This window comes from Fusicatenibacter sp. (assembly GCF_050872605.1).
GTDB lineage: Bacteria > Bacillota > Clostridia > Lachnospirales > Lachnospiraceae > Fusicatenibacter.
This window is the reverse complement of record NZ_JBNMHD010000059.1, coordinates 1-11250: the sequence shown is the minus strand read 5'-3', so window position 1 is coordinate 11250 and position 11250 is coordinate 1. Positions and strand designations below refer to the sequence as shown.

At 51.6% G+C, this 11250-nt stretch carries 12 protein-coding genes and 1 pseudogene; 1 reads left to right on the top strand and 12 read right to left on the bottom strand.

All coding sequences use genetic code 11. The features are described 5' to 3' along the window. Nucleotides 1-226 precede the first annotated feature (226 nt). The 3 genes from ACY2VT_RS13400 to ACY2VT_RS13390 all read right to left on the bottom strand — a co-directional run bounded on the left by ACY2VT_RS13400 (nt 227) and on the right by ACY2VT_RS13390 (nt 3521). A complete protein-coding gene (locus ACY2VT_RS13400) occupies nt 227-916 on the bottom strand; it encodes a CvpA family protein (protein ID WP_238033392.1) in 690 nt (229 codons plus the stop codon). Nucleotides 917-928: 12 nt separating this feature from the next. Beyond that, nucleotides 929-2125, bottom strand: coding sequence for a DUF5711 family protein (locus ACY2VT_RS13395; protein WP_461880226.1), 1197 nt, complete (start codon nt 2123-2125; stop codon nt 929-931). 88 nt (nt 2126-2213) lie between these two features. Then, entirely contained in the window at nt 2214-3521 is a 1308-nt protein-coding gene (locus ACY2VT_RS13390; RefSeq protein WP_461880225.1) for a LysM peptidoglycan-binding domain-containing protein, read from the bottom strand. Between the two features lie 200 nt (nt 3522-3721). Between ACY2VT_RS13390 and yyaC the strand changes: the two genes are divergently transcribed. Next, a complete protein-coding gene (yyaC, locus tag ACY2VT_RS13385) occupies nt 3722-4309 on the top strand; it encodes a spore protease YyaC (RefSeq protein ID WP_055226856.1) in 588 nt (195 codons plus the stop codon). A gap of 91 nt (nt 4310-4400) precedes the next feature. Here the strand turns inward: yyaC and ACY2VT_RS13380 are convergent, their stop codons facing one another. The 9 genes and pseudogenes from ACY2VT_RS13380 to ACY2VT_RS13340 form a co-directional block, all read right to left on the bottom strand. Beyond that, nucleotides 4401-5342: a transketolase family protein gene (locus tag ACY2VT_RS13380; protein ID WP_055219295.1), complete on the bottom strand. Its 942-nt coding sequence runs from the start codon at nt 5340-5342 to the stop codon at nt 4401-4403. Next, the gene (locus ACY2VT_RS13375; protein ID WP_055219293.1) at nt 5330-6169 is read right to left on the bottom strand and encodes a transketolase; all 840 of its coding nucleotides are present in this window, start codon (nt 6167-6169) and stop codon (nt 5330-5332) included. The genes ACY2VT_RS13380 and ACY2VT_RS13375 overlap by 13 nt, the downstream gene beginning before the upstream one ends. A 109-nt stretch (nt 6170-6278) precedes the next feature. Then, nucleotides 6279-6932 carry a fructose-6-phosphate aldolase gene (fsa, locus tag ACY2VT_RS13370; protein ID WP_022463272.1) on the bottom strand — a complete coding sequence of 218 codons (654 nt, stop codon included), beginning with the start codon at nt 6930-6932 and terminating at the stop codon, nt 6279-6281. A gap of 131 nt (nt 6933-7063) precedes the next feature. Beyond that, nucleotides 7064-7186: a hypothetical protein gene (locus ACY2VT_RS13365; protein WP_461880224.1), complete on the bottom strand. Its 123-nt coding sequence runs from the start codon at nt 7184-7186 to the stop codon at nt 7064-7066. Between the two features lie 26 nt (nt 7187-7212). Next, the gene (locus tag ACY2VT_RS13360; protein ID WP_022463271.1) at nt 7213-8316 is read right to left on the bottom strand and encodes a LacI family DNA-binding transcriptional regulator; all 1104 of its coding nucleotides are present in this window, start codon (nt 8314-8316) and stop codon (nt 7213-7215) included. Between the two features lie 2 nt (nt 8317-8318). Continuing rightward, on the bottom strand, nt 8319-8915 hold the full coding sequence (recR, locus tag ACY2VT_RS13355; RefSeq protein WP_022463270.1) for a recombination mediator RecR: 597 nt from the start codon (nt 8913-8915) through the stop codon (nt 8319-8321). Further along, nucleotides 8915-9268, bottom strand: a complete 354-nt coding sequence (locus ACY2VT_RS13350) for a YbaB/EbfC family nucleoid-associated protein (protein WP_022463269.1) — start codon at nt 9266-9268, stop codon at nt 8915-8917. The genes recR and ACY2VT_RS13350 overlap by 1 nt, the downstream gene beginning before the upstream one ends. Nucleotides 9269-9301: 33 nt before the next feature. Then, nucleotides 9302-10951: a DNA polymerase III subunit gamma/tau gene (gene dnaX, locus ACY2VT_RS13345; RefSeq protein ID WP_461880223.1), complete on the bottom strand. Its 1650-nt coding sequence runs from the start codon at nt 10949-10951 to the stop codon at nt 9302-9304. Between the two features lie 143 nt (nt 10952-11094). Further along, a pseudogene (locus ACY2VT_RS13340) lies at nt 11095-11250 on the bottom strand (6-phosphofructokinase); the annotation flags it as partial.

Sequence of the window (11250 nt, the reverse complement as noted above, 5' to 3'; positions counted from 1 at the left end):
CAGCCACCCGGCTCCGAACTAGGTTTTTCTGTTTCAAAAGAACTCATTCACTGTAGCTCTCGCTGACAGCTTAGTTATAATAACACCATCAAAAGCAAAAGTCAACACCTTTTTTCGAATTTTCTTATTTTTAGAAAAATACATACAATTCTGTATTTTTATTATTCTATCTGACTATTCATTGTGACGTAAAAAACGGAACTCCTCAGAGTCCCGTTCTATCTTTTTATAGTACATTCTTCAACAGCATCAGCACCGGATTATTTTCCCTGAGCCATGCAAGTGCCGGATCGCCCTGGATCTGCTCCATGCATACATTCCCCCAGTGCGTCGCCTGAAAGCAGTATGCCACGGCAAAGAAAATCCAGATCCACAGTACCGCGCGCACCACGCCGAGTCCTGCTCCTCCCATGCGGTTCAAAAAGCTGATCCCCGGAATTTCCGCGATCAGTTCCACAATTTTCACCGCAATCGTCACCAAGGCAACGGCCAGCACCAGGGTCAGAAAGAAAGCGATTCCTTTCATAATCTTTTCGGATACTGCCTTCGCCGCATAGGATGCCAGACTGTGCAGCTGTTCCTCCTGGTACTCCTGCACCGCGCCGCTTCCGAGAATCTGGTTCACCAGCTCCTCCGGCACGCCCATGCTCTCCAGCCATTTCTTCTGCACATCCTGGTTTTCCCCCGACAGAAATTCATTGTTTTCAAATGTCTCTAAACATTTCTTCTCCACATACTGCGGCAGCTCCGTCCGCTCATTCAACACATCCGTCACATATGGATTCATCCAGATCGCCAGTCCTGTCACCAGAATCAGGGACACCATGGACAGCACTGTCCGGACCAGCCCCTTTTGATATCCAGCCAGCGCGGAAAGAATACACACCGCAAGTAATACGTATCTCAGCCAATTCATGTTTTTCTTCTCCTATTTCAGCCGGATCATCGAAACGCCGTCCTCCTCCGCGAGCAGATACCGGTTCTGCCCCATGCCGAGGATCTCGTGAATCTGTGTTTCGCTGACCACGCCGCTGTACTTCTTTCTTCCATTTAAGGTATATACACACAGCTCCTGCCGGTTCGTCAGCAGAATCTGTTTTTCTTCTATCTGAAGGTTCTGGTAATAGAAATCCAGATTTTCATCCGCAAGCTGCTTTCCTTTCAGATTGTAGATTTTCATCCGGTAAGGATGATCGTCGCTCTCCCCGCGCAGAATCAGAACCACGCGGTCGTCCGCATACGCGCAGCTTAAAATTTCTCCATCTTCCGATACGCTCACCGTTTCCTTCGGCTTGTTTGTTCCTTCATAAACGCGGAAGCCGTTGTCAAAGAAGGCAACCCATGAGGATGTTCCCGCGGTTTCGATCTGCGGGCACAGCATATCGGTGTAGCTCGATGAGCTTGCAAGATTGTCCACCAGATCCTCGCCCCTGCTTCCGAAATTGTAGAAAGCGACCTGTGATTTCATCTTGCCGCCGTCTTCGTAAGCGTAGGAAACCGCCATCCAGAGTCCGTCCGCGGAAAGTGAGAGATCCATCGGATAGCCCGGGCTGTCCATGTTCGGGTGAGAGGAGGCGATCTCCGTTCCATCGGTATTATAGTATTTGATCCAGCTCTCCCCGTTGTTTTCCAGAATCGCCGCAACGACGCCCTGGCCTGCAACGGATGCTTTCACGATCGGATACGACGCGGTAATTTCGCCGGCCTTTCCATCGGCATCGTATACAACAATTTTGGTTCCGTTTTTATCGTAAATGGCAATTGCATCGCCGCAGGATATCATCTGCGGATTTTCCATGGTATAATGATCGCTCCAGAGGGTCTGATTTTTCCGGTCGCGCAGTTCGATGCCGTCGACACCGTAGCGCACGATCTTATTTCCGGATTTCTGAAACATATACGTATCGGTGTCCTCGGTCTCTGTTGCCTGTACTATGTCGTATCCCTGAAAAGTACGCAGCTGAAGCCATACCCCTGTACCAATTCCGGCCGCGAGAATGGCTCCTGCAAGGATTCCAACGGTGATCCGGCGTCTGCGTTTTCTTTTTCTGTTTTCTGCTTTATACTCCTCAAGATCCCGGACTTTTGCTCCGTTCTCCTGTTCTTCTCTGTTTTTTCCGTCCATTTTCATTCCCCTTATGTTCTTTTCGGACTTATTTTCTGCCGCCCTTTCGGCCGCAGTTTGATTCCGCTCTAGTGTACCATATTTTTCTCTATTTTGGGAGGTATATTTTCTGCCCCGCATATATGAGATCTTCCACCGCAATCTGGTTCAGTTCGCAGATATCTTTCACTCTGCTCATCGTTCCGTAATATCTCTCACTGATTTTCGAGAGGCTGTCCCCCTTCTGTACGGTGTACTCCTGCCAGACCTGCGCGGCGGTTTCTGCCGTCTCACTGCCGGAAGCAGTTCCCGGGGCGGACGATGGCTCTGCTCCCGGTGCTGGATCTGTCTGCGCCGTACCGGTATTGTTCTCCGCTGCACCAGTCTGCTCCCCGCCGGATGTGCTTTGCGCTCCGCTGCCTGCCGGATCCGTTCCGGATAAATTCTGCTCCTCACTTACTGCCGCGCTCCCGCTCTCATTTTCCGTTTCCAGTTCCGTTCCTGTGCTTTCCGGTGTCGAAGTATTTTCCCCTGTGTTTCCCTCTTCCGCCGCTGATGCTTCCGCTGCACTCTCCGCCGTCTGTTTCTTCTCTCCCTGTACGTTTCCCGCCACTGCTACCGTCTGCTCCTTTGTTTTCCCCGGAAACGGCAGCGCATCTCCGTATTTCTGCGTCACCGTCACAAGAAGCGCCGCAGCCGCGCATGCTGTCATCGCATAGAGGATCGGCTTTCTGTGATCGTGTTCCGGCTCCTCCCCGCTCTTCTCCTCAATCATCTTCCGAAAATCGCTGACAGCGCGGTCGGGCACGCTCTCTCCGTTTTCGATCGACCGGTTCTGATTCTGATCGATCAGATACGACTGCATCGGCTCATTCTTTTCATAATAAATGTAAAAACCTCCCGTGCTCCGCAGGGTGCCGCCCTCGTACGTATAGAAGGTTTCCTCTTTTTCCTGTCCGTTGACGCGGAACAGCGTCTTGTCATTTCCGCCGAAGTGGTTCAGATGCGCTCGGATGATCTGTTCATTCAGATCCTCCCCGTATCCCGGAAGAGAAAGTGCCCAGCCGAGGATCTGCTGGTTTTTGAAATATTTTTCCATCACATCGTGGACCTCCGTCCATACTGCATCATCGAAGACCAGGTGATCCGGCGCCGGCTCCATCGTATGAATCGCGGCCGCGCTGCGGATAAAAAAGTAGGAAATTCCGTCCGCCCACTTAAATTCGCCGAACAGCATGGCGGCACGTCCCTCTGGTGCGGAAAAATATTTTTTCAGAAAGGTTCCGACATAATCTTCCAGATAAATCCGCTCCCTGCCGTTCGTATCACCGACCTGTCGGATATTTTTCGGCAGATGAAAGTATCCCTCGTTGCCGTTCGCCTGCTCTTTGTTTTCTTTATAGACAATCTCAATCATGCTTTTCACCCCTTTTTGCCTACTTTATCACGGATGTTCCGCGAAAAAGATCGTTTTGGGGCAGGGCTGTCACGGTTTTTTCCGACTGTTTTCCCGTTTTTCTGCACCGGAGGGCATGTCATGTTTTTTTCATTGCAGGAATAGTTTATACCATATACGGTTAAACTGTGGATGATTCTTCTGAAAGGCAGGTACCGGTCATGTTTCGAAAAAAAGACGCCGAAGTTTACTACATCAATGAGCGAAGCCGCAGCGCCAGCGAAGAGCTGGCGTCGCTGTTTTCTTACTGCATTCAAAAGGACGGACGCATGTTCCGTGAACTGGTATTTCTCTGCATCGGAAGCGACCGGATCACTGGGGATTCCTTAGGACCGCTGATCGGGTACCAGCTTTCGCCGTACTGCAGCCGCATTTTTCATGTCTACGGAACGCTGGATGACCCGGTGCACGCCCTGAATCTACCGGACCGGATTTCGTACATCCATTCCCGCCACCCGGAGGCACTGCTCGTTGCGATCGATGCTTCGCTTGGTTCGCGGCGTCATCAGGGATACATCACGATCGGAAACGGGGCGATCCGGCCGGGCGCGGGGGCAGGGAAGACGCTGCCCGAGGTCGGGGATATTTTTATCACAGGCATTGTGAATGTATCGGGCAGTTTTGAACAGCTTCTTCTGCAGACAACCCGGCTTGCCACGATTTTCCATATGGCGGAATCCATCTCTCAGGGAATCCTGCTCGCCTGCCGGGAACTTGAGGCGGCCGGGACAAGCGAACTTCTGCTTTAAGAAAAACTGCAGACAACAAAACAGGCAGAGACTGCACCGTTTTCCGGTGTGGCCTCTGCCTGTTTTCTTTTGTCATTTATTTCGAAAAATCTTATTTACAGAACTCTTTTACCTGCTCGTAAACGCCCTCGCCGTCGAGTTTGTATTTTGCAAGAAGAGCAGCTGCCGGGCCGGACTCTCCGAAGACGTCCTGTACACCGATTTTCTTCACTGGAACCGGGCATTTCTCTGCCAGTGCATCGCAGACTGCGCTTCCAAGTCCTCCGATCACGGAGTGCTCTTCTACGGTTACGACTTTGCCGGTCTCTTTTGCTGCTGCAACGATCAGCTCCTCATCCAGCGGTTTGATGGTGTGGATGTTGATGATCTTGGCATCAATGCCGTCTGCGGCAAGTTTCTCTGCTGCTTCCAGAGCGGAGCTTACGCAAAGGCCTGTTGCAACGATGGTGACATCCTTGCCTTCACGGAGAACAACGCCTTTTCCGAGCTCAAATTTGTAATCCGGTCTGTCGTTGATCACCGGCACTGCCAGACGTCCGAAACGAAGGTAAACCGGTCCGTTGTATTCATAAGCTGCTTTCACGCAGGCTTTTGCCTCTACATCATCTGCCGGGTTCAGGATGACCATGCCCGGGATGGTTCTCATCAGGGCGATATCCTCGTTGCACTGATGTGTTGCGCCGTCTTCTCCTACGGAAATTCCGGCATGGGTAGCACCGATTTTTACGTTCAGATGCGGGTATCCGATGGAGTTGCGCACCTGCTCGAAGGCACGGCCTGCGGCAAACATCGCGAAGGTGCTTGCGAACGGAACGATGCCTGTGGTGGAAAGGCCGGCAGCGATTCCCATCATATTACATTCTGCGATACCACAGTCGATGTGGCGGTCCGGATATGCTTTTTTGAACACACCGGTCTTGGTTGCTGCTGCAAGGTCAGCGTCGAGTACGATCAGATTGTCATGCTCTGCGCCAAGTTCAACCAGTGCATTACCGTAACTTTCTCTTGTTGCGATTTTCTTTACTTCTGACATAACGCTTCACCTGCCTTTTCCAGTTCTGCCATAGCAATTGCGTATTCTTCATCGTTCGGAGCTTTTCCGTGCCAGCCTACCTGGTTCTCCATGAAGGAAACGCCTTTTCCTTTTACGGTCTTTGTGATGATGGCGGTCGGCATGCCTGTTACGGTGCGCGCCTCATCAAATGCAGCTTTCAGCTGATCGAAATCGTTGCCGTCCGCTACGTTGATTACGTGGAAGTTGAATGCCTCGAATTTTTTGTCGATCGGGTACGGGCTGTTGACATCTGCTACGTTTCCGTCGATCTGAAGTCCGTTGTTGTCTACGATCACAACGAGGTTGTCCAGATGTTTTGCTCCGGCAAACATGGCTGCCTCCCAGACCTGTCCTTCCTGGATTTCACCATCGCCAAGAAGTGTATAAACACGAAATGCTTTGTTCTGCAGTTTTGCACCGAGTGCCATTCCGACTGCTGCGGAGATTCCCTGTCCGAGGGAACCGCTTGACATATCAACGCCCGGGATATGTTTCATATCCGGATGTCCCTGCAGGTAAGAGCCAAGGTGACGAAGGGTCAGCAGGTCTTCTTTCGGGAAGTAACCTTTTTCAGCCAGTGCTGCGTAGAGTCCCGGCGCTGTGTGGCCTTTCGAAAGTACAAAACGATCGCGGTCCGGATCTTTTGGATTTTTCGGGTCCACGTTCATTTCTTCAAAATACAGATACGTGAAAATATCGGCTGCAGACAGAGATCCGCCCGGATGGCCGGCCTTTGCTGCATGAACGCCGCTGACGATCCCTTTGCGGATCTCATTGGCCGTCTTCTGAAGTTCTAACTTGTTCATGTCTTTTCTCCTTGTTTAGTTGGATCGGAATCAAAAGCTGGAAATATCGCTATTGTTCACTTCGTTCACAATACCATATTTCCAGCTTTTATGCAATCATGTTTAGGTCTTATTCGCCGAATACAGCTTTGTAGTCAGCCTGGAATTTTGCAATTCCGGCGTCGGTCAGAGGATGTTTGGTCATCTGTACGATTACGTTGTATGGAACAGTTGCAATGTCTGCACCAGCCAGTGCGCAGTCGGTTACGTGGATCGGGTTGCGGACGCTTGCTGCGATGATCTCGGTGTCGATGCCGGCTACGTCGAAGATCTCAACGATTTCACGGATCAGATCAACGCCGCGGGTGCTGATGTCATCAAGTCTTCCAAGGAATGGGGAAACATAAGTTGCACCTGCTCTTGCAGCCAGAAGTGCCTGGTTTGCGGAGAAGATCAGGGTTACGTTTGTCTTGATGCCCTCTGCGCTCAGAACTTTAACAGCTTTGAGTCCTTCTACGGTCATCGGGATTTTAACAACCATGTTTGGATGGATGGCTGCGATCTCACGGCCTTCTTTGATCATGCCTTCTGCATCTGTTGTGGTAGCTTTTACCTCACCGCTGATCGGTCCGTCTACGATCTCGGTGATCTCTTTGATGACCTCTTTGAAGTCACGTCCTTCTTTTGCGATCAGGGACGGGTTGGTGGTAACGCCGCAGATAACACCCATGTCGTTTGCTTTTTTAATGTCCTCTACTTTTGCTGTGTCGATGAAAAATCTCATGTTGTTTTTCCTCCCATATTCATACTTTCGTAAGGTTTCGGGGCCTGTTGTTTTCCGCAGAACGGCTCCGTTTTTCTGTTATCTCCAGTATAGATATGTTTGGTTTTTCCGTCAAGTCGGCCTCATTTTTATTAATTAATTTTATTATTTATAAATACTATTTTATAAATTACTCTGGCGGATTTTTTCTCATTTTTTCCGGTTTTTTCTTTTCTTTGTGTTTTCCCGGTTTGCGCCGGAGCTGTTTTATTCAAAATTATTAATAATAATTTCAGCCGTCCTATTTATTTTTTAATTTTTCGGTTCTTGCATACGAAGTGCTGCGCCGCACGATCAGTTTCGGCTCATACTCGACATGATACGTGCTTAAGGGTTCATTGCCGTCCTGGCTTTCCCGAAGAGACTGGATTTTCCGCAGGATGATATCGCACGCATCGCGGCCCTTCAATGGCACATAGTGGTCGATCGTCGTCAGGGAAATCGAGCGGAAGCTGGAATAGACAGTGTTGTCACATCCCACTACGGAAATATCCGCCGGAATGCGCAGTTTGCTCTCGAGCACGGCGTCCATGATCCCGAACGCGATCATATCATTCATGCCGACGATTGCCGTAAGGTTCTTGTCCTCCCGCAGCAGTTCCTTCGTCAGATAATAGCCCATCTTGTACTCAGAATCCATGCTCGGGATCACCTCGTCGAGGTCCTCATCCGCCGATTTGACGATCACGCCGTCGCCGTATCCTGCCTCCTCAAACTCGCGCACAAAGCCCTCCACGCGTTTCAGGCGCTGGCCCTGTTTGGAAGTCAGCGGAGGTGAAACAAACGCCACATGCCGGTGTCCCAGTTCCAGCAGGTGGCGTGCCATCAGCCTGCCGGGTTTTGCATTGTTCAGCTCGACCGCATCAATTTCCAGCAGCTCTTCTCGGTTGTTGATGATGACAAGCGGAATCTCCGCGGCCAGCTCCTCCACTTTTTCCTTGCAGCTTCTGCTCGGATTGCAGGTGTAGATAATGCCGCGCGGGCGCACACTCTTCATCATCCGAAGATAATTCTCTTCGATTTTCAGGTCCCTCTGCGTATTGCAGACAAAGACCCCGTAATTCTTCTCTTTTGCAACTTCTTCGATGCCGTGCAGCAGCATCACATAGTAAGGATTCGTCAGCGTCGGACAGAAGACGACGATCAGCTTGTTGCCGTTCGACTCTCTTCTCATCTTCCGCCGCGGAATCTGGTAGCCCAGCTCTTTTGCCGCCGCCTCCACTTTTTCTACGGTTTCCCGCGAGAACGAAACGTTTTCCCGCCGGTTCAGGATCATGGAGACCGTCGCCTGGGATACGCCTGAGGCTGCTGCGACATCACTGGATGTCACTTTTTTTCTGCCCATAATCACAGCTCCGTTCTGCCCTCTAACGCACGCAGAAGGGTGACTTCGTCAATATTTTCCAGATCGCCGCCCACCGGAACGCCGCTTGCAATCCGCGTCACCTTGATGCCGGTCGGCTTGATCAGCTTGCTGATGTACATGGCCGTTGTCTCGCCCTCCAGGCTGGAGTTCGTGGCAACGATAACCTCCGAGACATCGCCCTGGAGGCGCTGCATCAGCTCTTTTAACCGGATGTCGTCCGGCCCAATCCCCAGCATCGGGGAGATGGCCCCGTGCAGGACGTGGTAAACGCCGTCGTATTTTCCGGTTTTTTCATATGCCGCAAGATCCTGCGTCGTCTCCACCACCATGATCACGCTGTGGTCGCGCTTGACATTTGCGCAGATCGGGCACAGCTCTTTGTCGGTCAGGGTCTGGCAGCACTTGCAGTACTGGACGTGGGATTTTGCTTCTGTGATCGAATCGGCCAGCCGTTTTGCCTGGTCGGCCGGCATATTCATAATATGAAAGGCCAGTCGCTGTGCGGTTTTCACACCGATGCCAGGCAGATGGGACAGCTGCTCGATCAACTGATTGATGTATCCGCTGTAGTAATCCATCAGAACGGGAATCCTCCGCCCATGCTGCCGAGTCCGCCGGCAAGTTTGCCCATAGCTTTGGCTGCCTCGTCCTCAACTTTGCGCAGTGCTTCGTTGGTTGCTGCCATGATCAGATCCTCGAGCATTTCTACGTCGTCCGGATCTACGGCATCTTCGCTGATTTTAACTTTGGTTACTTCTTTTTTACCGGAAATGGTTACTTCTACGGCTCCGCCGCCTGCTGTCGCAGTGAACTCTTTCTCCTCCAGTGCTTTCTGGTTCTCTTCCATCTGCTTCTGCATTTTCTGAGCCTGCTTCATCAGATTGTTCATGTTGCCCGGCATTCCTCCCGGGAATCCTCCTCTTTTTGCCATGGGTAATATCCTCCTGAAAAATTTGTTTTTAATCTATTCTTCCCCGTCGTCGAAGTCGCTCTCGTCGTCCTCCTCGACCGGGATTCCATGAATCGCCTGCGTCAGTGCATCATCCACGGAAATCGTGGAGAGCGCGGCGTTTGCATGCTGGTCTGCTAAAATGAGCTGAACCTCTACGGTTTTTCCAGTCATCTGTTCAATAATGGTGCGGATCTCATCGGCTGCCTCCGGCCGCTCAACGTAGATGGATGCGAGCTGGTCTGCAAACTCAACAAACAGTTTGGCGTCGCCCGTCTCGCTGTTGTATTTCGGAACGGCGCTCTGCAGAAACTGGCGGAACATGCCGCTTGTCTGGCCGACAATTGCCTTCCAGGACGCGCTGATGCGCTGTAAATCCGCCGGTGCGGCTTTCACTGGTGCCGGTGCACTCTGCGGTGTTTCTGCCGCCGCATAGCCGTCTCCGGCCGCTCCGGAGCCTCCTGCACTGCCGTTTCCTGCTCCCGGTGCATTTGTCACCATCATCGGGATTCCGCGCTCCATTTTTTCTTCGAGAATCCTAAGCCGCTCCAGCACGGATTCGAGGTTCTGCTCCATCTGCGGTTTGCAGAGTTTGACGAGCGCCACCTCAACGAGCACGCGCTTCTGCGCCGCATAGCGGAGCTGGCTGGAGAGCTCGGATAAAACGCGGATATAGTGGATCAGCGTCTCATCGTCTACCATCGTGCTCTCTTCTTTTAAGAGCTTCAGGTTTTCTGTAGAGACGTCGAGCAGTTCTTCGGTTTCATCTGCGCTTTTTACCAACAGCAGATTCCGCAGATACCACGTAAAGTCGGTAACGAACTGTCCCAGCTCTTTTCCGCGGTTTAAAAGGGTTTCCAGCGTGCGGATGCTTCCCGTTACATCCCCGGCGAGGATCGTGCGGAGCATCTGGCTGAAGATTTCGGTATCAACAGTTCCGAGAACTTCAAGAACTTTATCGTACGTCAGCTTCTGCCCGAGGTAGAAGGCGATGCACTGATCCAGGAGGCTTAACGCGTCTCGCATGGAGCCGTCGCCCGCCTTTGCGACGTAGCGGATGGCTTTTTCTTCGACGTCCACGCCCTCTTTTTCCATCAGTTCACTAAGACGCGCCGCGATGGTATCGATCGTGATGCGGCGGAAATCGTACCGCTGGCATCTGGAAAGGATCGTCACCGGGATTTTGTTTGCCTCTGTGGTCGCCAGAATGAAGATGACATAGGGCGGCGGCTCCTCCAGGGTTTTTAAGAGTGCATTGAACGCTCCGGTAGAAAGCATATGCACCTCGTCGATGATATAGACTTTATACCGTCCCTGTGTCGGCCGGTAGGCTACCTCCTCACGGATTTCACGGATGTTGTCGACACCGTTGTTCGATGCCGCGTCGATCTCGATGACGTTCGTGGAAACACCCGCCAGAATCGCCTTACACGTCGGACATTCGTTGCACGGGCTTCCGTCCACGGGATGTTCGCAGTTGACCGAGCGGGCGAGAATCTTGGCGATCGTCGTTTTTCCTGTTCCGCGGGTTCCGCAGAATAGGTACGCATGACCGATGCGGTCCGCGCGGATCTGATTTTTTAATGTTGTTACAATGTGATCCTGTCCTTTTACATCCTCAAAGGTAGAAGGACGGAATTTTCGGTACAGAGCAGTATAGCTCATAAAATTTTTCTCCTTTTATTGCATCGGCATAGAAGCCTGCCGCCGGCAGTTTCTTTTGGACAGCAGTGCAACAGAAGAACGGAGACCTTGTTCTTCTTGCTTTAAGGCCTCCGTTCTTTTTCCTTGCCTTTTTCGGGAACGCATCAATCGCCGAAGCTGATTCCCATCCGTTTTGCCTGCAGGACTTCCTGTGCATTCGGATCTACGGTCTTTAATTTTCCGGCGCACTCGCCCAGCGGAATTTTCTTTACTTTTCCGTTGACCATTCCGACCATGTAGCCGTACTGTTTGTCCAGAAT